The organism is Rhodomicrobium sp. R_RK_3, assembly GCF_002198715.1.
GTDB lineage: Bacteria > Pseudomonadota > Alphaproteobacteria > Rhizobiales > Rhodomicrobiaceae > R-RK-3.
Map to the genome: position 1 here is coordinate 316,149 of NZ_MWLK01000015.1, position 20,103 is coordinate 336,251.

17 protein-coding genes are annotated in these 20,103 nt (G+C 64.6%); 13 read left to right on the forward strand and 4 right to left on the reverse strand.

Annotation, left to right across the window (positions count from 1 at the left end):
* Positions 1–32 precede the first annotated feature (32 nt).
* The gene (locus tag BLEFHOIH_RS08260) at positions 33–1,295 is read left to right on the forward strand and encodes a glycosyltransferase family 2 protein (RefSeq protein ID WP_088344248.1); all 1,263 of its coding nucleotides are present in this window, start codon (positions 33–35) and stop codon (positions 1,293–1,295) included.
* Positions 1,296–1,425: 130 nt separating this feature from the next.
* Here BLEFHOIH_RS08260 and BLEFHOIH_RS08265 read toward each other — a convergent pair whose 3' ends face one another.
* Entirely contained in the window at positions 1,426–2,535 is a 1,110-nt protein-coding gene (locus BLEFHOIH_RS08265; RefSeq protein ID WP_088344250.1) for an S-(hydroxymethyl)glutathione dehydrogenase/class III alcohol dehydrogenase, read from the reverse strand.
* Between the two features lie 303 nt (positions 2,536–2,838).
* On the opposite strand from BLEFHOIH_RS08265, the gene BLEFHOIH_RS08270 reads away from it, so the two are divergent.
* Entirely contained in the window at positions 2,839–3,207 is a 369-nt protein-coding gene (locus tag BLEFHOIH_RS08270) for a hypothetical protein (protein WP_170937056.1), read from the forward strand.
* Positions 3,208–3,378: 171 nt separating this feature from the next.
* Here BLEFHOIH_RS08270 and BLEFHOIH_RS08275 read toward each other — a convergent pair whose 3' ends face one another.
* From BLEFHOIH_RS08275 to BLEFHOIH_RS08285, 3 genes are read right to left on the reverse strand one after another with little or no spacing between them, the layout of a single operon-like run.
* Positions 3,379–4,215 carry a quinoprotein dehydrogenase-associated SoxYZ-like carrier gene (locus BLEFHOIH_RS08275; RefSeq protein WP_088344254.1) on the reverse strand — a complete coding sequence of 279 codons (837 nt, stop codon included), beginning with the start codon at positions 4,213–4,215 and terminating at the stop codon, positions 3,379–3,381.
* 23 nt (positions 4,216–4,238) lie between these two features.
* Positions 4,239–5,243: a quinoprotein relay system zinc metallohydrolase 2 gene (locus BLEFHOIH_RS08280; RefSeq protein ID WP_280950636.1), complete on the reverse strand. Its 1,005-nt coding sequence runs from the start codon at positions 5,241–5,243 to the stop codon at positions 4,239–4,241.
* Entirely contained in the window at positions 5,240–6,061 is an 822-nt protein-coding gene (locus tag BLEFHOIH_RS08285; RefSeq protein ID WP_088344338.1) for a pentapeptide repeat-containing protein, read from the reverse strand. Before BLEFHOIH_RS08285 ends, BLEFHOIH_RS08280 begins: the two co-directional genes overlap by 4 nt.
* A gap of 476 nt (positions 6,062–6,537) precedes the next feature.
* Here BLEFHOIH_RS08285 and xoxF5 point away from each other — a divergent pair, with 476 nt between their 5' ends.
* From xoxF5 to BLEFHOIH_RS08340, 11 genes are all read left to right on the forward strand, one after another.
* Positions 6,538–8,340, forward strand: coding sequence for a lanthanide-dependent methanol dehydrogenase XoxF5 (gene xoxF5 / locus BLEFHOIH_RS08290; RefSeq protein ID WP_088344257.1), 1,803 nt, complete (start codon positions 6,538–6,540; stop codon positions 8,338–8,340).
* A 162-nt stretch (positions 8,341–8,502) separates the two neighbouring features.
* Entirely contained in the window at positions 8,503–9,015 is a 513-nt protein-coding gene (locus BLEFHOIH_RS08295) for a c-type cytochrome, methanol metabolism-related (RefSeq protein ID WP_088344259.1), read from the forward strand.
* On the forward strand, positions 9,015–9,839 hold the full coding sequence (locus BLEFHOIH_RS08300; protein ID WP_170937057.1) for a substrate-binding domain-containing protein: 825 nt from the start codon (positions 9,015–9,017) through the stop codon (positions 9,837–9,839). Before BLEFHOIH_RS08295 ends, BLEFHOIH_RS08300 begins: the two co-directional genes overlap by 1 nt.
* Positions 9,840–10,421, forward strand: coding sequence for a PQQ-dependent catabolism-associated CXXCW motif protein (locus BLEFHOIH_RS08305; protein ID WP_088344263.1), 582 nt, complete (start codon positions 9,840–9,842; stop codon positions 10,419–10,421).
* Positions 10,422–11,082: 661 nt separating this feature from the next.
* The gene (locus BLEFHOIH_RS08310) at positions 11,083–12,234 is read left to right on the forward strand and encodes a branched-chain amino acid ABC transporter substrate-binding protein (RefSeq protein WP_088344265.1); all 1,152 of its coding nucleotides are present in this window, start codon (positions 11,083–11,085) and stop codon (positions 12,232–12,234) included.
* 10 nt (positions 12,235–12,244) lie between these two features.
* Entirely contained in the window at positions 12,245–13,024 is a 780-nt protein-coding gene (locus tag BLEFHOIH_RS08315; protein ID WP_088344267.1) for an ABC transporter ATP-binding protein, read from the forward strand.
* A complete protein-coding gene (locus tag BLEFHOIH_RS08320) occupies positions 13,017–13,730 on the forward strand; it encodes an ABC transporter ATP-binding protein (RefSeq protein ID WP_088344269.1) in 714 nt (237 codons plus the stop codon). Before BLEFHOIH_RS08315 ends, BLEFHOIH_RS08320 begins: the two co-directional genes overlap by 8 nt.
* Positions 13,731–13,733: 3 nt before the next feature.
* Positions 13,734–14,675, forward strand: a complete 942-nt coding sequence (locus BLEFHOIH_RS08325; RefSeq protein WP_088344271.1) for a branched-chain amino acid ABC transporter permease — start codon at positions 13,734–13,736, stop codon at positions 14,673–14,675.
* Positions 14,672–15,634, forward strand: a complete 963-nt coding sequence (locus BLEFHOIH_RS08330) for an ABC transporter ATP-binding protein (RefSeq protein WP_088344273.1) — start codon at positions 14,672–14,674, stop codon at positions 15,632–15,634. Before BLEFHOIH_RS08325 ends, BLEFHOIH_RS08330 begins: the two co-directional genes overlap by 4 nt.
* A 290-nt stretch (positions 15,635–15,924) precedes the next feature.
* Complete coding sequence (locus BLEFHOIH_RS08335; RefSeq protein WP_170937058.1) at positions 15,925–17,490, forward strand: winged helix-turn-helix domain-containing protein; 1,566 nt, start codon at positions 15,925–15,927, stop codon at positions 17,488–17,490.
* 314 nt (positions 17,491–17,804) lie between these two features.
* Positions 17,805–20,069 (forward strand): TonB-dependent siderophore receptor, encoded by a 2,265-nt coding sequence (locus BLEFHOIH_RS08340; protein ID WP_170937059.1) that lies wholly within the window; start codon positions 17,805–17,807, stop codon positions 20,067–20,069.
* Positions 20,070–20,103 lie beyond the last annotated feature (34 nt).

The following is a 20,103-nucleotide window of genomic DNA, read 5'->3' on the forward strand; positions in this document are numbered from 1 at the left end:
CTGCGTCATTATGCACCCTAAGGACGCGGACCATGTGGGCAATATTGGAAGACGGCTTCACTTATCTGAACGCGCAGAGCGTGCAGAGTTTCATCGCGCTGTTCTGGTTCGTCATCCTGTTCGAGCTGCCGCGCTATACGCTGACCTTCCTCACCGCCGGGGTGTTGCTGCCGTTTCACACGCCCGACCCGGCCTCGCGCAAACGCCCGCGGGTGACGGCCGTGGTCGCCGGCCATAATGAGGCCGACGTCATCGAGCGCTGCGTCATGGCGATGCACGAGCAGACCTGGCCGCCGGATGAGATCATCGTCGTCAGCGACGGCTCGACCGACAATATGGCGGACAAACTGCGCGGCCTGCGCAAGCGCGGGCTGATCACGGCGGTGCATTCGACGCATCTGCGGGCGGGCAAATCGGCCGCGACCAATCTGGCGGTGCGCGGCGCAACCGGCGACATCATCATCAATATCGATTGCGACTGCACGCTCGACCGCCACGCCTTCGAGCACGTCTGCGCGCCCTTCGCCGATCCGGCTGTCGGGGCGGTGGCGGGCAATATCGTCGTGCGCAATCCCGACGCCAGCTTTATCGCCGGCTATCAGAGCATCGAATATCTGGTGATCCTGTCGCTCGGCAAGCGCGGCTGCAACCTCACCGATCAGGTGGTCTGCGCCTCCGGCGCCTTCGGAGCCTTCCGCAAGAGCGCGCTGGACGATGTCGGCGGGCTGGATGCGGGCGGCGGCGAGGATCTCGACCTCACCTTGCGCATCCGTAAGGCCGGCTGGAAGGTCCGCTTCGTCTCGGAGGCGATCTGCTACACCGACGTGCCGGAGACGTTTTCAGCCTTCATCCGCCAGCGCTTTCGCTGGGAGCGCGACGCCCTGCGCCAGCGCTACCGCAAGCACAAGGATCAGGTCAGCCCCTTGTCGCTGCACATGCAGCCGCTGGAGCTTGCCCACCAGCTCGAATTCCTGATCTTCGACGTCGGCGCCGCCATCGCCATGCCGATCTACCTCGTCTGGCTGTTCGTGACCTATGGCGACACCGCGCCGGCCATCCTGATCGCCGCGCAGGCGGGCATGCTGGTGCTGGACCTGCTGACGCTGTGCCTCGCCGCCATCGCGACGCCGCAAGTGCTGACGCTGCGCCATCTGCTGTACATGCCGGCCTATAGCGTGTTGAACAGCTATTTCATGCGCTTCGTGCGTCTCGCCGCCTATTGCCAGGAGTGGTTCTTCGACGCGTCCTACAAGGACAGCTACGTGCCGGCCAAGGTGCACTTGCAGCGGTTTTGAAGGTTGCGCAGCACACCCAAACGAAATCCCCGCGAAGGCGGGTATCCAGTAGGCCGCAGCGTAAGTGGTTGGCGAGAAGCCCTAATTCGAGCAAGGGCCGGCGCGGCGGAAGCCTGCGCCGGCCTCTCCCCTAGAACAGCACGACGCTGCGGATGCTTTCGCCCGAATGCATCAGGTCGAACGCCTTGTTAATGTCCTGCAGCGGCATGGTGTGGGTGATCATCGGGTCGATCTGGATCTTGCCGTCCATGTACCAGTCGACGATCTGCGGCACCTGGGTGCGGCCCTTGGCGCCGCCGAAGGCGGTGCCGCGCCAGACCCGGCCCGTCACGAGCTGGAACGGCCGCGTCGAGATCTCCTTGCCGGCGCCGGCGACGCCGATGATGATGCTCTCGCCCCAGCCCTTATGGCAGCATTCCAGCGCCTGGCGCATGACATTGACATTGCCGATGCATTCGAAGGAGAAATCCGCGCCGCCCTTGGTCAGGTCGACGAGATAGGGCACGAGATCGCCCTGCACTTCGCTCGGATTGACGAAATGGGTCATGCCGAAGCGCTCGCCCCATTCCTTCTTGGCGTTGTTCATGTCGACGCCGACGATCATGTTGGCGCCGACCAGCTTCAGCCCCTGGATGACGTTCAGCCCGATGCCGCCAAGGCCGAACACCACGGCATTCGCGCCCGCCTGCACTTTCGCCGTGTTGATGACCGCGCCGATGCCGGTCGTCACGCCGCAGCCGATATAGCAGACCTTGTCGAACGGCGCGTCCTCGCGGATTTTCGCGAGCGCGATCTCAGGCACGACCGTGTAATTGGAGAAGGTCGAGGTGCCCATATAGTGGAAAATCTGGTCGTTGCCGGACGAAAAGCGGCTGGTGCCGTCGGGCATCAGGCCGCGCCCTTGGGTGACGCGGATTTTCTGGCAAAGATTTGTCTTGCCGGAGGTGCAATATTCGCATTCGCGGCATTCGGGCGTGTAGAGCGGGATGACGTGATCGCCAGGCTTCAGAGAGCGCACGCCGGGCCCGCATTCGACGACGACGCCCGCGCCCTCATGGCCGAGAATGGCCGGAAAAATGCCTTCTGGATCGGCGCCGGAGAGCGTGAATTCGTCGGTGTGGCAGACGCCGGTCGCCTTGATTTCGACGAGGCATTCGCCCTCACGCGGCGGCGCGATCTCGACCGTGGTGACTTCCAGCGGCTTGCCCGCCGCCACCGCAACTGCTGCCCGCGTTTGCATCGCTGCCCTCCTTGGGATTTCTTGGTTTCAGGAATTCGTCCTAGATCACGATGATTTTGGATTGGTTCAATCCAAAATCATGAACTTGATCTCGTTCTTACACTTAGAGCGGGATGACGAGCGGAAAACCGGTACCCACCTGTCCCCATCCCGCTCTAGTTTGCGCGAGAGCCGCCTGCCCGCAACCGATAATCGCAAAATGACTTGTTACCCGGCGGCAATGGCGTTTTGACCTCCCCCGGCGCGCCCGGCAGGGCTACAGTGCTGAGATGTTGCCGCGTTTTCGGATTGGAACGGTTGGCCATGCGAAGATCCATAGCAAAATTTTGGCTGCGGGGCGCGGCGGTTTGTGCCGCAGCTTCCTTGCTGCTCGGGCCGGTCGCGGCGCAGGATGGTCGCGAGGACTACCCGACGGTGGCGATCGCGGATTACGTGTTCGGCTGCATGGGCAGCAACGGCCAGACCCGCGAGGCGCTGGAGAAATGTTCCTGCAGCATCGATGTGATCGCCTCGCTGCTGCCCTATGATGCCTTCGTCGAAGCCGAGACGGTCGCGCGGATGCGGCAGGTCGGCGGGGAGAAGGGGTCGCTGTTCCGCACCGGCGTCGAGCCGAAGGAGGCATTCGCGCGGATGAAGCGCGCGCAGGCCGAGGCCGAGGTGCGGTGTTTTTAGAGGGCAATCCCTGACCGCGTCGCCCGGACGGTGCGCAGCACCGAGCCGGGGCCCAATGGCCTCTCCGCGGCGACCTCGATTGCTGATATGGGATTGGGTCCCGGCTCGATCGTTTTGCCGGCGAAATCTTCGATTTCGGGCAAACCGGCGTCCGGGGCGACGAAAAGAACGTCAACTATCCTTGTCCCGCTTCCCTTCCCGCTCCCAGCTCTTTTCAAAGACCTTCCCCTCGGTATCCTCGACATGCGCGGCAAGCGCCTTCGCGCCGCCGGGCCGGTATTTGAACCGCAAACTCGGATTTTCACTCAGCGAGATCGCGCCCTCGACGCTCATTAAAGGCTTGCCGTCCGCCGAGAGCCGGATGGTCTGGACGAAATGGGCCGGGCGATAGAGGCCGGTCACTTGATCCATCTGCATGCCAGTCAGGTTCGGATGGCGGATCTGCAATTGCAGCTCGGCCTCCTCGCTCGCCGGGTCCGTGGCCGGGAACTGGCGCAGGCGCAATTCGCCCAGCGACGCCAGCGCCTCATCGGCATTCTTCGAGGCGGGCGCCGAACAGCCGCCCGATGCCTTGACGTAGCGCTTCACCATGTAGAGCGCGCCGTCCTCGGTCTCGGCGATGGCGCGGATGTAGCTATAGGCGTTCACCCGCAGCCGCGTCTCCAGGAACCGCACCCGCGCCTCGGGCGAAAGCGTGAAGACCGCCGCGACCGGCGCGGGATTCTCGTCGACGACGAGGGTCAGTGCCTTGATGCGGCCGGGTTGCAGATCGGTGATCGCGACCGGCACCAGCGCGGCGTCTTCGGCGCGGACCGGCGCCTCAAGGCTGAGCATGGCGGCGCCGTCGAGGATCGGGCGCGTGCCGAACAGTGTCTCGCGCAGGCTTGGCCAGTTTTTCTCCGAGGCATCCGTTTGTGCGCGCGCCGGTCCGCATGCAACGGCCAGGGCCGCCGCGACCAGAAGCCATGCGAGCCCGCGAATCGAACGCGCCTTCAGTGCCTGCGACATCGGTCTCATCCCAAACCTCCGGCTCAATCCCATTCCAGCTCGGCAAAACCGGTGAGCGCGTTGCGGCTGTTATAGGCGCCGAAAAGCTGCCAGCCGTCTTTTTCGCCGGTGCCGCAAACCGCCGCCGCTTCGCTGATGCTCTTGCCCGCGCGGATGGCGCCGCGCAGATCCTCCGCCAGCCGCTGCAAATAGCGGAGCTGCTTTTCGCCCGCTTCCGGCCAGGGCGCGGATGGCGGCCCATGCCCCGGCACGATGCGCGCGGCCGGCTGCTGCATCAACGCGGCGGTCAGCGCCAGCCAGCCCTTGAGGCTACCATCGAGCACCGGAATATGATCGAGGAAAATCAGATCGCCCGTCCAGAGCGTCGCGGTCGCCTCGTCGAACACCGTCAAATCGGCATCGGTGTGCGCGGCGGGCCGGGCGATGAGCACCAGCGCGCGGCCGCCAAGGTCGAGCCGCAGCGTGTCGGTGACAAGCTCCGTCGGCGGAATGATCTTGGTACCCTGCATGGCCTCCGGGCCGACCTGCTCTGCATAGCTTTGCAGGCCGTGCTCTCCGCGTTCGCCCAAGGCGCGCGGCAAGTTCCGGTGCGCGACGAAACTGACGCCCTCCCCGGCAAAGGCCGCATTGCCGAAAATATGGTCGGGATGCACATGGGTGTTGATGACGTATGTCACCGGCAGCGCCGTCCGCGCACGGATCGCCGCCTTGAGCCCCATGCCGTCACAATAGCTGCCGCCGGTGTCAATCACGGCGACGCCCTCCGCGCCGATGACGAAGCCGATATTGGCGATCGCGCCGCGATTATCGCCATCTGGCATTGCGACCGCGCCTTGCCGCACGAAAACACCCGGCGCGACCTCGCTCACGACAGCCGGCGGTCCGCACTGGAGCGTCCCGGCTTGCGCAGAATCAGCGAGACCGGCGCCTGGGAGGAAAGCGGCGCCGGCCCGCACAGCCGCGGCAACCAGGATTGCCGCTGCCTCTAAGCCGCTGGGTTTGCGGCGTTTTCTCCCCAATGCGGTCACCGGATCGCGTCGTTCAGATTGCGCGCCAGTGCCAAAGTGCTTTCGGTCTCGCCGATAAACCCGGTCAGCCGCGCCGAGTTCACATCGGCGCCATCGAATCGCGCGCCGGTGACGTCGGCCCCGGCCAGATCCGCGCCGCCGAGTTCGGCCATGCTGAGATCGGCGCCGTTGAGCTTCGCGCCATGGAGCCGGGCGAATTCCAGGCTGGCGCGGGAGAGGTTGGCGCCGGTGAGATCCGCCCCCGTCAGATCGGCCGAGCGCAGCACGCCGCGCATCAGGCCCATCGACTGATTGCGCATGTCGGCGGAGAAATCGGCGCCGCGCAGCAGGGCGCGCTTCAGACTGGCGCGGCTGAGATCGGCAGCGATGCGCGCGCCCGACAGGTCCGCATCATCCATCAGTGCACTGCCGAGCTGCGTTTGGAACATCGAGGCGCCTTTCAGGTCTGCGCCCGTGAGGTTAGCGGACAGCATCCAGGCCTGGTCGAGCACCGCTCCGGCCAGCTTGCTGCCTTGGAAATTGGTCTTGTTCAGCCGCGCCGCGCGGAACAGAGCGCGGGAGAAATCCAGGCCCGATAAATCGAGCCCGTTCAAACGCTTGCCGCTAAAATCCGCTGGCTTCCCTGTCCCGGCCGCCGCGATCAGCGCCGCGACATCGGCGCGCGTAAGCTCGGCGACGGCGAATTCGGCGGCGCTCAGATCGACATGGCCCATCATGCCTTGCGCGGCGGCGGGCGAAGCAAGCGCCGGGATGCATGTGACCACCGCCAGGCGCAGCAGGGAAAGGACGGGGATCGTCAGCTTTGCGTCGTCGCGCATGCGGACCTTGATCTTGCGCACTCAACTTCATGGAACGGGCGACGGCCGAGCCGCGCCGGACACGTTCCGCCGCTTTATTATAGGAGGCTTACCGGACACTTAACCAATATTATGGTCATGACTGGACGGCAAAGATCTCTTTCCCGGCGAATTTGTCATTCCTGACGAATTGGAAACGATCCTTTGATGGCCGTCTTACTGATAAGTCTACCAATTTCCAAATGCTTTGGCTTGTCACTGCCAATGGCCACGACTACGATGAACCCATCGCAACAGTCCAGCAATTGTGCTGGCACCGCATGTTGAGCGCGCCATCCGAAAGGGTGGCGGGCATGTTAAGGCGCCGTAATGCGCGCCGCATTCAATTTAAATACGCAGCAAAAGGCTGTGTTGCATCTGTCCGGCTGAGGAGCCGGGCGGTCCGGTGTCGTGCGCCGGCTGCAAGAAGACTGTCAACGAGGAGGAAACGTAAGGAAATGGCCCGGTACAGACTCATCGCCTCAGCCGCATTGATCCTAGGATCGATGTCGGTTGCCGCTACGGCCAACGACAATCTGCTGAAATTGGAGAAGGACGCCAATCAGTGGGTTCAGCCGACCGGCAACTATGCCAATCAGCGCTATAGCGAACTGAACCAGATCAACAAGGACAATGTCAAAAACCTGAAGGTCGCCTGGACGCATTCGACCGGCGTTCTGCGCGGCCATGAAGGCAATCCGCTTGTCGTCGGCGACATCATGTATGTGCACACGCCATTCCCGAACAAGGTGATGGCGCTCGACCTGAAGAATGACGGCACCGTGCTTTGGACCTATGAGCCGAAGCAGAATCCGGACGTCATTCCGGTGATGTGCTGCGACACGGTCAATCGCGGTCCGGCCTATGCGGACGGCAAGATCTTCCTGCATCAGGCCGACACCACCCTCGTCGCGCTGGATGCGAAGACCGGCAAGGTTCTGTGGAAGGCCGTCAACGGCGATCCGACCAAGGGCGAGACCGGAACCTCCGCGCCGATGGTCATCAAGGACAAGGTCATCATCGGCATTTCCGGCGGCGAGTTCGGCGTGCAATGCCATGTCACCGCTTACGACATCAACAGCGGCAAGCAGGTCTGGCGCGCCTATTCGGTGGGCCCGGACGATCAGCTCAAGTTCGATCCCGAGAAGACCACCTCGCTCGGCAAGCCGGTCGGCAAGGATTCGAGCCTGAAGACCTGGCAGGGCGACCAGTGGAAAATCGGCGGCGGCTGCACGTGGGGCTGGCTGGCCTATGATCCGGCGCTCGACCTGTTCTATTACGGCTCCGGCAATCCCTCGACCTGGAACCCGAAGCAGCGCCCCGGCGACAACAAGTGGTCGATGACCGTTTTCGCCCGCAATCCCGATACGGGCATGGCGAAATGGGTCTATCAGATGACGCCCCATGACGAATGGGACTATGACGGCGTCAATGAAATGATCCTGGCCGACATCCCCGTCGGCGGCAAGGAGACCAAGGCGCTGGTGCATTTCGACCGCAACGGCCTCGGCTATACGCTGAACCGTGAGACCGGCGAATTGCTCGTCGCGCAGAAATACGATCCGGCCGTGAACTGGACGACCGGCGTCGACATGGACAAGAATTCGCCGACTTACGGCCGTCCCGCCGTCGTCGCGAAATACTCCACCGAGCAGAATGGCGAGGACGTCAACTCCAAGAACATCTGCCCGGCCGCGCTCGGCACGAAGGATCAGCAGCCTGCGGCCTATTCGCCGAAGACCAAGACCTTCTACGTGCCGACCAACCATGTCTGCATGGACTACGAGCCCTTCAAGGTCTCCTACACCGCCGGCCAGCCTTATGTCGGCGCGACCTTGTCGATGTATCCGCCGCAGGGCGACACCAATATGGGCAATTTCATTGCCTGGGACGCCGATAAGGGCGCGATCAAGTGGTCGATCAAGGAGCCGTTCTCCGTCTGGTCGGGCGCTCTCGCAACCGCCGGCGATGTCGTCTTCTACGGCACGCTGGAAGGCTATCTGAAGGCGGTCGATGCGACGACGGGCAAGGAACTGTACAAGTTCAAGACCCCGTCCGGCATCATCGGCAACGTCATGACCTACACCCAGGGCGGCAAGCAATATGTGGCCGTGCTGTCGGGTGTCGGCGGCTGGGCGGGCATCGGCCTCGCGGCCGGCCTGACCAATCCGCAGGACGGTCTGGGAGCGGTCGGCGGCTATGCTGGCCTAAGCAAATATACCTCACTGGGCGGCAGCTTGACGGTCTTCACGCTGCCATAAGGCGGAATTGAAATACCGCCTTTGTAAATTGGGTTCGGCAGTCCCCGACCGGGTTGCCGGACCCTCTTTTCGCCAACACCCGAAAGCTTAGCGGGACGGTCATGTCACCGGGGCGCGGCGTTGGTTAACGAAGAAGAAATGCCCGGAGGAAGTTTGCCCAGCATGCGCGTTTTCACGAGAGTTCTGGCCTGTCTGGCCATCGGTTCCGCCTTCGCCGCCATCCAGCTCACGCCCAGCCACGCGGGCGGGCCGTCGGTGCGCGACGAGGACGGCAAGTTTTTCGATAAGACCGACGAGCCGACCTACAACGTCAAGGAAGACGGCACGGTCGACTGGTACACCTATAGCGGTTTCCGGCGCTATCATTCGGAGTGCCATGTCTGCCACGGGCCGGACGGCGAGGGCAGCTCCTACGCGCCGGCGCTGAAGGAATCGCTGAAAACCATCAGCTATCCCGACTTCCTGCAGATCGTCGCCGCCGGCCGCGAGACGGTCAGCGCGGGGCAGGTCAGCAAGATGCCGGCGCTCGGCAATAATCGCAGCGTCACCTGCTTCCTCGACGACATCTATATCTACCTGAAGGCCCGCTCCGACGAGGCGATCCCGCGCGGGCGTCCGCTGAAGCGCGCCGACAAGCCGGAGACGGCGACCAAGAACGAGAAGGAATGCATGTGATGGCAATCCGGGGCCGAGGCTTGCGGCAAGGTGCGGCGGCGCTGGCCGCTGCCCTCGCCCTGATGCTCGCGGGCGGCGCTTGGGCGCAGACCTCGGACCTCGTCGTCCGCTCGGAGCTGCGCGTCTGCGCCGACCCGGCCAACCTGCCCTTTTCCAACGACAAGGGCGAGGGCTTCGAGAACAAGCTCGCCGACCTGCTCGGCAAGGCGCTGAACGTGCCGGTCACCTATTTCTGGTTCCCGCAGGCGACCGGCTTCATCCGCAACACGCTCGGCGCCAAGGCCTGCGACATCGTCATGGGCTATGCCCAGGGCGACGAGCTGGTGCTGAACACCAACCATTATTACGCCTCCGCCTATGCGCTGATTACCCGCGCCGACAGCGAGCTCGCCAGCGTCGAAACGCTGAGCGACCCGCGCCTGCAGGGTAAGAAGATCGGCGTCGTCGCCGGCACGCCGCCCGCCACCAACCTCGCCATTAATGGGTTGATGGGGAATGTGCGCCCGTTCCAGCTCATGGTCGACCGGCGCTTCTTCTCGCCCGCGCGCGACATGGTCTCGCAGATCGCCTCCAAGGAGCTCGATGCGGGGATATTGTGGGGCCCGATCGGCGGCTATTACGCCAAGCAGTCGAGCGAGCCCTTGAAGGTCACGCCGCTGATGAAGGAGACGCAGGGCCCGCACATGGCCTTCCGCATCACCATGGGCGTGCGCCAGAGCGACGGCGAATGGAAGCGCCAGCTCAACCGCCTGATCCGCGAGCATCAAAGCGAGATCAACGCCATCCTCCAGTCTTACGGCGTGCCGCTGGTCGAGACGGACTGAATGGGCCGTCAGGCCAAGGCATGGGCGCTCGGCTGGCTGGCTCTGACGCTCGCGCTCGGCGGCGCCCGCTTCGAAGCGCGGGCAGCGGAGGTCGCCGCACCTGCCGAGCCCTCCGCTTACCGCCTGGACGACTACCGCTCACCGACCCCCGCGACGCTGAAAGGCGCGACGGTGGTGACGAGCGGGGAGGCCATGGCGCTCTGGCGGACGAAAGCCGCCTCTTTCATCGACGTCATGCCGCGCCCCCACCGTCCCGCCAACCTGCCCCCGCAATCCGTCTGGCATGTGCCCGATCACGACAGCATTCCTGGCAGCCTATGGCTGCCCAATACCGGCTATGGCGTGCTCAGTCCGGCGATGGCGGCGCATTTCGAGCATAGTCTCGCGGGCCTGACGAAGGGCGATCGCGCCGCGCCGCTGCTCTTCTATTGCCTGCGGAATTGCTGGATGTCCTGGAACGCCGCCAAGCGCGCGCTCGAGCTGGGCTATCGCCGCGTCTTCTGGTTTCCCGAAGGCATCGAGGGCTGGTCGGAAATCGGCGGCGCGCTCGAGCCCGCAACCCCCGTCGAACCGGCGCCTTAGGAGAGATCGCTTGGTGCGGCATCGGCCAGGACCGCGTCTCTCTGCCGCCCAACACCGCGCAGCCCAGCCCTCTCCCATGGGAGACATTTGCGTATCGAAGGTCCTCTCCCGTCGTCCCGGACGGCCGTCAGGCCAAGCCGGGACCCAATCATATTTCCGCTATCGCGGCGGCAAGTGGAGAGGCGAGTGGGCCCCGGCTCACGGCCGGGGCGAAGGATTCGAAGTTTTGCAAAGGTCTCCATGGGGAGAGGGCGGCACGCGAAGCGTGCCGGGTGAGGAAGTAATGGCTATCCGTGAGGCGAGGTCCTGCCTTACCGATAGGGATTACCCCCTCACCCTAACCCTCTCCCCATGGGAGAGGGAATTCGGCTGCGGATTGGCTGTCGCTGTCTAATCCGACCCCGCTCTGGGGCCGGCTGCTTCCCGGTGCTGCGCGCGGCCGGGAACAAGATTTTATACTTCTTTACGTGCGCCCTACGCCCGCTGCTGCGAGTAGTTGCCCGGCGGGGGCGTCGATTCTGCCAAGCCGCAAAGACCAATAGTGCAGCTCAGACCGAGCGTCGCCGATCGTCGCCCCGTTTCGGGGTGTCCGGCAGCGGCCGGCGGCTGCTGTCCGCTGACGCGACGTCAGAGGCGGCAGGTCAAGTTAAGGGAAAAGATCATGAGCATTCGATCATTTACACAGCGTTCGCTGATAGGGGCGGCCGCTCTGGCTGCGGCGTTGACGAGCGGCTTCGCCGCCAACGCGCAGGACGTCATTAAGATCGCTGTCGGTGCGCCGCTCACGGGCGCTCTGGCGAAGCAGGGGCAGGAAGTCGCGAACGCGGTGCAGCTCGCGGTGGACGAATGGAACGCCAAGGGCGGCGTGCTCGGCAAGAAGATCGAGCTGGTCCCGGCCGATGACGGCGGCAATCCGCAGGTCGGCGTCGCCGCCGGCGAAAAGGTTGCGGCGGACCCGGCTATTCTGGGCACCGTGTGGGGCATCACCAGCAGCACCTGCCTGCCGGTGTCGGAAATTCTCGACCGCTCCAACATCGTGATGATCACCCCCGGCTGCAGCAATCCCAAGGTCACCGATCGCGGCCTGAAGACGGTTCACCGGCTGTGCGCCCGTGACGATTTCCAGGCTCCGGCCGGCGTGATCTTCTCGGTCAACGACCTGAAGGCGAAAAACATCGCCATCATCGATGACGGCACAGCCGGCCCGCGCGGCCAGGGCGACGAAGCCGAGAAGCAGGCCAAGGCGATGGGCGCCAAGGTGACCCGCTTCGTCATCCGCGCCGGCGACAAGGACTTCCGCGCCATTCTCGGCACCATCCCGAAGGACACCGACGTCATCTATGCCAGCATCTGGGCGCCTGAAGCCGCGCTCATTGCCAAGCAGCTCCCCGACGTCGGCCTTAAGGTGAAGATGGTCGGCCCGGACGGCCTCTATGAGCCGGTCGACTATGTGCAGGCGTCCGGCGGCGCGGCGGAAGGCAACTACGTCACCTTCTTCGTCCCCGACATGAAGAAGATCCCGTCCGCCAGCGCTTTCGTGTCGACCTTCGAAGGCAAGTACGGCCCGATCAGCTCCTATGGCCCGCTCGCCTACGAGGCTGCCAACATCCTGCTCGACAGCATCAAGCGGGCTGGCAAAGCCGATCGCGCTGCGGTCAGCGCCGCCGTCCGCAAGACCGATGGCTTCAAGGGCATCCTCGGCATGCCGATCTCCTTCGACGCCAAGGGCGACGTGGCCAAGCAGTCGCTCTCGGTCTATCAGGTCAAAGGCACCGGTTTCGAGCTGGTCAAGACCATTTCGAACGCGAAGTAAGGGTCTTCCGATGTCGCTCCTCGAGGTGATCGGTCTGCGCAAGAACTTTGGCGGCATCCAGGCCGTCCGTGGATTCGATATCGCCATCGAGGAGCGGCAGATCGTCTGCCTGATCGGGCCGAACGGCTCGGGCAAGACGACGATCTTCAACCTGATCACCGGGCTGATCCCGGCAACCGCCGGCCGCGTCATCATCGACGGCCGGCGGGACATTATCGGCCGCAAACCCCACGCCATCACGGCGATGGGGGTGGCCAGGACATTCCAGAACCAGCGCCTGTTCAACCATATGACGCTGCTCGAAAATGTCCTGGTCGGCTGTGCTCGCAGCGCCAAGGCGGGGCTCGCCAGCATCCTGCTCGGCCTGCCTGGCGCGCGCGCGGAAAAGCTTCAGATGATCGAGCGCGCAAGATCGCTGCTCGCGCTGTTCGGAGAGCGGCTGCTGCCGCAGGCGGACGACCTCGCCGGCTCGCTCTCCTATGCCAACCGGCGCCGCCTGGAAATCGCGCGGGCGCTGGCGACCGAGCCCCGGCTGCTGCTGCTCGACGAGCCGGCCGCCGGCATGAATCCAACCGAATCCCGCGAGCTGATGACCGATATTCTGCGCGTGCGCGACCGCGGCGTCGCCATTCTCCTGATCGAGCACGACATGACCGTGGTGCGCGGCATTTCCGACCGCGTCGTCGCGCTCGATTACGGCGTCAAGATCGCCGATGGCGACTTCGCCGAGATTCGCCGCCACCCCAAAGTCATCGAGGCCTATCTCGGGCGCGGTACCGTCGATGCTTGAGCTAAGGCAGATCGTGTCCCAATACGGTCCGGTCATCGCTTTGCGCGGCGTCGACCTCACCGTGCGGCAAGGCGAGATCACCTGCCTGCTGGGCGGCAACGCGGCGGGCAAATCCACGATCATGAAGACCATCATCGGCCTGGTGCGGCCGACATCGGGAACCGTCTCCTTCGAAGGGCAAACCCTCAACAAGCTTCCCACCCGGGCCATCGTCAGCCGCGGCATCGCTCTCGTCCCGGAGGGGCGGCGCATTTTCGGCCGGATGACGGTCTGGGAGAACCTCGCCCTCGGCGCCCATGTCCGCCGCGGCCGCCCGCAGGCCGAGATCGACGAGGACATCGAGCGCATCTACGGCCTGTTCCCACGGCTGCGCGAGCGTGTCACGCAGGTGGCAGGAACCATGTCGGGCGGCGAGCAGCAGATGCTGGCCATGGGCCGGGCGCTGATGGCGAGGCCCCGCCTGCTCCTCCTGGACGAGCCCTCGATGGGCCTGTCGCCCGCCTTCGTCGACCAGGTCTTCGACATCATCCAGGCGATCAACAGGCAGGGCATGACCATCCTCCTCGTCGAGCAGAACGCCAATGTCGCGCTGTCGATCGCCCAGCGCGGCTATGTGCTGACCACCGGCCGCATCGTCGCCTCCGGGACCTCGGCCGAACTGCTCGCGGCCGACGAAGTGCGCCACGCCTATCTCGGAGAAGCATGAAGAATGGCTGATATCCTCGCCATCCTGCCGCAGCAACTGGTCTTCGGCCTGTCGCTGGGGGCCGTCTACGGCCTGATCGCACTCGGCTACACCATGGTCTACGGCGTGCTGTCGATGATCAATTTCGCCCATGGCGAGGTGTTCATGGTCGGCGCCTATATCGGCTGGGCGGTGCTCACCGTGCTGATCGGCCATGCCTTCGGCGGCCTCAATCCGCTCTGGGTGCTGCCGGTTCTGCTGATACCGGCCATGCTGCTCTGCGGCGGGCTCGGCGTCGTCATCGAGCGCGTCGCCTATCGCCCGCTCTATGCGCGCGGCGCCTCGCGGCTCGGGCCGCTGATCAGCGCCGTCGGCGCCTCGATCGTGCTGCAGAATGCGGTGATGCTCAGCCAGGGGGCGCGGATGAAGGTCTATATGACCAATCTGGTGTTCCCGGCCGACTGGCGCTTCAACGTGCTCGGGGTCAGCATCTCGGTGCTGAGCATCGTCATCATCGTCATCTCCTTGCTGCTGATGTGGGGGCTCGTCACGCTCATCCAGCGCACCGCGCTCGGCCGCTCGATCCGCGCCGTCGCCGAGGATCGCGAGATGGCGAGCGTGATGGGCATCGATGTCGGGCGCGTCGTCAGCATGACCTTCTTTCTCGGCTCGGCGCTGGGCGGCGCGGCGGGCGTGCTGATCGGCCTCTACTATACCCAGATCGACTTCATGATGGGATATGCCGCCGGCCTCAAGGCGTTCACGGCGGCGGTGCTCGGCGGCATCGGCAACATCAAGGGCGCCATGATGGGCGGGCTCTTGCTCGGCGTCATCGAGAGCCTCGCCTCGACCTTCATCAACCCCGCCTTCAAGGACGTCGTCACTTTTGCCGTCCTGATCCTGGCGCTGATATTCAAACCCGAGGGCCTCTTCGGCGAGCCGCTCGCGGACAGGGAAAAAATATGACCGAGCGCCTGACCCGGTACGGCCCCTTCCTGTTGGCGCTGATCGCGCTCGTCGCGCCGCTGCTCGCGCCCAACGACTATGTCATCGGCGTGCTGGCGCGCATCTGCCTCTATGCGCTGCTGGCGCTCGGCCTGAACATCGTCGTCGGCTTCGCCGGGCTGCTCGATCTCGGCTTCGTCGCCTTTTTCGGCATCGGCTCCTATGTCTACGCCTTTCTCGCCTCCCCGCATTTCGGCCTGCATCTGCCGTTCGCGGCGGTGATGCTCGTCATCATCTTCACGGCGGCGGGCTCCGGCGTGCTGATCGGCGCGCCGACGCTGCGCCTGCGCGGCGACTACCTCGCCATCGTCACGCTCGGCTTCGGGGAGATCACCTATATCTGCCTGGTGAATCTCGACCGCCCGGTCAATATCACCGGCGGCCCGAACGGGCTGCTCTCGATCGACCCGCCCTCCTTCCTCGGCTTCGTCATCGACCACAATATCGAATATTATTACCTGTTCCTGCTGACGCTCGGCCTCGTCGTGCTGCTCTCGCGGCGTTTGCGCGATTCGCGCATCGGCTGGGCCTGGCGGGCGATCCGCGAGGATGAAATCGCCGCCGAGGCGATGGGCGTCAACACCACCATGGCCAAGCTTCAGGCTTTTGCCGTCGGCGCCTCGATCGCCGGATTTGCCGGCGGGCTGCTGGCCTCATGGCAGCGCTCGGTCTTCCCGGACAATTTCCTGCTGCAGGAATCCATCAACATCCTCGCCATGGTGATCCTCGGCGGTCTCGGCAGCGTGCTCGGGGCCATTCTCGGCGCGGTGGCGATCGTCAGCCTGCCGGAGATCTTCCGCGACTTCGCGCTCTACCGGCTGCTGGCCTTCGGCCTCATCCTGATTCTGGTGATGATCCTGCGCCCGCAAGGGCTGCTTGCTCCGAGGTCCGGCGCGCGGCGCTCGGCCGAGACCAAATAAGGTCGCGGAGCGACACGCCGGCTCGGTTGCAGCCGTTCAGGGGGCAGGGTGCGCGCCCGCCCCTTCTTGATCACGTTCCCGTTACCGTCGTAACGCATTCGCCCCGGCGGAAATAGGTTTGTAGTCTGCCCATCCGATGTTGGCTCGCCAGCCGAATGGGCGGTGCAGTGAAGATCCGGATGCAGCGACGCCCTGATCGCATCTCCCTTATCCCCTGGCCGCCTCGCGGCGACTTGGACGCATCGAGCGCGCCCGGAAATGACGACCGCAGCCAGTCCGATGAGGGAACATTGTCTCACCAGCCGACTCGCATCGCAGCGTTCGATCTCGTAGACAACAGCCGCATGACCGATGCCGGCGACGGCATCCCGATCGAAACATCCTACAGCGCCGCCTATGTTTTCGGCCCCTTCCGTCTGCTCGTTGCCGAACGCGCGCTGTTCAGCGCCGGCCATCCTGTCGCGGTCGGCGGGCGCGCCCTCGACCTCTTGCTGCTGCTTCTGGAGAATGCCGGCGAGCTCGTGCGCAAGGAGGCGCTGATCGCCCGCGCATGGCCCGGCACCCATGTCGAAGAGGCGACGCTGCGCGTACAGATCGCCAGCCTGCGCCGCGCTCTCGGCGACGGGCGCGGCGAGCTGCGCTACATCCAGAACGAATCGGGCCGGGGCTATCGTTTCGTGGCCGCCGTCACCCAGGAGGCCGGCAAGCCATTCCTGTCGCAACTGGACGCCGTCCTCAGCGAGGGCCATCCCTCGCCGCTGCCGATGCCGATATCACGCATCATCGGCCGCGACGAAATCATCGCCTCGCTGGCGGCGCAACTGCCGGAACGCCGTTTCCTGTCACTCGTCGGGCTGGGCGGCATCGGCAAGACCACCGTGGCGCTCGCCGTCGCCCATCGTCTTGCCGCCGGCTACCGCGATGGCGTTTGCCTGGTCGACCTGGCGCCGCTCGACCACTCCGCCGCGATCCCTGCCGCCATCGCCAACGCCCTCATGCTGCCGGACTACAGTTCGTGCAAATCGCTGCTCGCCTTTCTGCGCGACAAGCACATGCTGATCCTGCTCGACAATTGCGAGCATCTGATCGGGGGCGCGGCGCGCGCTGCCGAGATGCTGCTGGGGGCGGCTCCGCATGTGCATCTGCTGACGACCAGCCGCGAGCCGCTTCGCGCCGACGGCGAGTGGGTTCACCGGCTGCCGATGCTCGATGTGCCGCCCGGCGACGTCGCATTGTCGGCGCAGGAGGCGCTGAGCTACCCGGCGGTGGCCCTGTTCGTCGAGCGTGCCTCCGCCTGCGCGGGCTTCGAGTTCGGCGAGGAGGATGTGGCGGGCATCGTCGCGCTCTGCCGGAAGCTGCGCGGCTGCACGCTCTCGATCCAGCTCGCGGCGGCCAATATCGACGTCTTCGGCCTCTCCGAGCTGATCGCGGGAGGCGCGGAACGGCTGGAGCTGCTCTCCTGTGGCCGCCGCACCGCCCCGCCGCGCCAGCAGACCATCCGGGCGTCGCTCGACTGGAGCTACCGCCTGTTGCGGCCCGTCGAGAAGATCGTGCTCTACCGGCTCGCCGCCTGCGCCCGGCCATTTGGACTGGGGCTCGCCGTCGCCCTGGCCTCCTGCGAGGAGATCTCCCCTGACGATGTGATCGAGGCGCTGGCGGAACTGGCGGCCAAATCGATGATTCTCCCCAGCCTCGTCGACGGCCAGGTGCTCTACCGCCTGCCCGAGGTCTCGCACGGCTATGTGCGGCGCAAGGCCAACGAGGTGGCTTTGCTGCTGAAGGAACGGCGCGCGCCTTCGCCCGCGCATCAGGGCTGGACGCCCGGCCGGCTTCGCGTGCTCGACGGCGAAAAATAGCGCTCGCGCCAAGGCGGCGGTTCGGGCCCGTGGTCGCGGGGATTTGCTTGCCCCGTGCCCGCGCGAACGGACGGCCCGGGGGGGCGTTCAAACCATGGACTGCACACGGATTTACCGTGAACTGCGACGCCCGCGCGGCAACGATTTCCAATAATCGCGCCCGCCACATTCAACAATCGACTTGACGAGTTTTCAGTGTTGTTCCGGGCGGCGCGTGCCTAACTTTGGTGCGCATGCTGCCGGCGGACGGGGGGCCTGGGCGTCGGCGGGCAGTTGCGACATGCGCGTTTTATCGGGGTGGGGGGATCATCGGCATGACCAGGGGCGGCGCCATCGGCGCGCTGAAATATAGCTGCGCGGTATCAGCGCTTTTGTTAACCGCCGGGGCGAGCCATGCGCAAAATCCGACGCAGCTCCAGGGCATCACCGTCGCATCCCCGGCGGCCGAGCCGCAAGGGGATAGCGGAACGCAAGCCGGCGGCGATCCCTCGACAAAGATCGACGGCTATGTGGCGGAGAGCACCTCGACCGGCACCAAGACCGACACGCCGCTGCGCGAGATCCCGCAATCGGTGTCCGTGGTGACGCGCGAGCAGATCGACGAGCGCGGCGCGACGACGCTCAGCGATGCGATCGCCTATAGCGCCGGCATCGCGGTGAACCCCTACGGGCTCGATGGCCGCTACGATCAGTTCATCATTCGCGGCTTCGAGCAGAACACCACCGGCATCTACCGCGACGGCCTGCGCCTGCCGATCTTCAGCTTCACCGGCATCCGCGTCGAGCCGCAGGGCGTCGACCATATCGACATCATGCGCGGCCCGACTTCGACGCTCTACGGCCTCAACAACCCTGGCGGCCTCGTCAACGTCGTCTCGAAGACGCCGCCGGATCAGGCTTTCGGCGAGATCTGGGCGAGCTACGGCACCTGGGACGCCAAGTCGGTCGGCTTCGACTTCGGCGCCCCGTCCGACAATGGCAAAGTCTCCTACCGCATCACCGGCCTCATCCGCGACGCCGACACCCAGGTCGATTTCGTCGAGAATGACCGCGTCTTCATCGCGCCGTCGCTCACCTTCAGGCCGACGGATGCGACGACCTTCACCATCCTGGCGAACTATCAGAAGGACACCACAAGCGACAGTTTGCAGCTTCTGCCGGCCGAAGCCGTCCGCGATGGCAGCATCCCCCGCGACACCTTCCTCGGCGAGCCCGGCTATTCCAATTGGAAGGGCGAGCAATGGGGCATCGGCTATCAGTTGGAGCACAAGTTCGATCCGGCTGTCACCTTCCGGCAGAACCTGCGCTACGACCATGCGTCCACGGATTATCAGACCGTCTATCCAGCGCAGGGCGCTGGCCCCGATCTGGTTCTGATGGGCGCGCAGGATGCGGACGAAACCGCGCGCCTGTTCCAGGTCGACAACACCATTCAAATCGACAGCAAATATGACCGCGTGGACAACAAGTTGCTGTTCGGTTTCGACTACAGCCGCTTCTCCGTCGACTCCAAGCTGGGTTTCGGCGTGCTCGGGAATTTGGTCAAGGATCCGTCCAATCCGTCCTATGGCTTTCCCGGCTTTCTTTCGATTGCCGACGTGCTGTTCGGCAATCTCACCAATTTCCAGTCCAAGGCGCCGTCCACGCTTGACCAGTCGATGACCCAGGAAACGGTGGGCCTCTATGTCCAGGACCAGATCAAGATCGACAACCACTGGGTGGTTACGCTCGGCGGGCGCTATGACTGGGTCGACGCGAAAGTGACGGACCATAAGCTGGACGATGCGGTAAACAATCCAACGGACACCATCGCGGATGACGGTGGCTCCAGCGACGACAAGGCCTTCACCTACCGCGCCGGCCTGAACTATCTCTTCGACAACGGGCTGACGCCTTATGTCAGCTATTCCACCTCGTTCTTCCCGGTGCCGCTGACGTCGACCAATGGCGTCGCGCTGAAGCCGGAAGAGGGCCAGCAATATGAAGCCGGCATCAAATACCAGCCGGCAGGCTTCAAGAGCTGGGGTCTCGTCTCCGTCTTCGACCTCACCAAGCAGAATGCCACCCAGGCGGGGCCGGTGCCCGGCACGTTCACGCAGACCGGCGAGATCCAGGTTCGCGGCCTGGAGATCGAGGCGGTCATAGACTTCGACAACGGCTGGCGGGTGCTGGGCGCCTATAATTATTGGGATGCCGAGATCACCAAGGACGCCACCCCCGCCAATAATGTCGGCAATCGCCCGGAGCGCATTCCCGAGCAGCTCGCCTCGATCTGGCTGGACTACACCTTCCGCACCGGCATGTTCAAAGGGCTGGGGCTCGGCGCGGGCGTCCGCTATTTCGGCGATACGTTCGGCGATGCGGCAAATCTCTATGACGTGCCGTCCAACACGCTGGTCGATGCGGCCATCCGCTACCAATGGGACAATTGGCAATTGGCGCTCAACGTCCTCAACGTGCTCGACGACGATTATATCGGCACCTGCGGCGCGGTCAGTCTGACGGGAGCCGACCCTTACGAATATTGCTCCTACGGACAGGGCCGCAACGCCACCGTCAAACTCGGCTATCGGTGGTAGGGGCGGCGGCGGGCCTGGTGGCCTGCCTGATAGG

Coding starts and splice junctions, on each gene's coding strand:
- BLEFHOIH_RS08260 (WP_088344248.1), top strand. CDS start 33: ATGTGGGCAATATTGGAAGACGGCTTCACTTATCTGAACGCGCAGAGC.
- BLEFHOIH_RS08265 (WP_088344250.1), bottom strand. CDS start 2,535: ATGCAAACGCGGGCAGCAGTTGCGGTGGCGGCGGGCAAGCCGCTGGAA.
- BLEFHOIH_RS08270 (WP_170937056.1), top strand. CDS start 2,839: ATGCGAAGATCCATAGCAAAATTTTGGCTGCGGGGCGCGGCGGTTTGT.
- BLEFHOIH_RS08275 (WP_088344254.1), bottom strand. CDS start 4,215: ATGTCGCAGGCACTGAAGGCGCGTTCGATTCGCGGGCTCGCATGGCTT.
- BLEFHOIH_RS08285 (WP_088344338.1), bottom strand. CDS start 6,061: ATGCGCGACGACGCAAAGCTGACGATCCCCGTCCTTTCCCTGCTGCGC.
- xoxF5 (WP_088344257.1), top strand. CDS start 6,538: ATGGCCCGGTACAGACTCATCGCCTCAGCCGCATTGATCCTAGGATCG.
- BLEFHOIH_RS08295 (WP_088344259.1), top strand. CDS start 8,503: ATGCGCGTTTTCACGAGAGTTCTGGCCTGTCTGGCCATCGGTTCCGCC.
- BLEFHOIH_RS08300 (WP_170937057.1), top strand. CDS start 9,015: ATGGCAATCCGGGGCCGAGGCTTGCGGCAAGGTGCGGCGGCGCTGGCC.
- BLEFHOIH_RS08305 (WP_088344263.1), top strand. CDS start 9,840: ATGGGCCGTCAGGCCAAGGCATGGGCGCTCGGCTGGCTGGCTCTGACG.
- BLEFHOIH_RS08310 (WP_088344265.1), top strand. CDS start 11,083: ATGAGCATTCGATCATTTACACAGCGTTCGCTGATAGGGGCGGCCGCT.
- BLEFHOIH_RS08315 (WP_088344267.1), top strand. CDS start 12,245: ATGTCGCTCCTCGAGGTGATCGGTCTGCGCAAGAACTTTGGCGGCATC.
- BLEFHOIH_RS08320 (WP_088344269.1), top strand. CDS start 13,017: ATGCTTGAGCTAAGGCAGATCGTGTCCCAATACGGTCCGGTCATCGCT.
- BLEFHOIH_RS08325 (WP_088344271.1), top strand. CDS start 13,734: ATGGCTGATATCCTCGCCATCCTGCCGCAGCAACTGGTCTTCGGCCTG.
- BLEFHOIH_RS08330 (WP_088344273.1), top strand. CDS start 14,672: ATGACCGAGCGCCTGACCCGGTACGGCCCCTTCCTGTTGGCGCTGATC.
- BLEFHOIH_RS08340 (WP_170937059.1), top strand. CDS start 17,805: ATGACCAGGGGCGGCGCCATCGGCGCGCTGAAATATAGCTGCGCGGTA.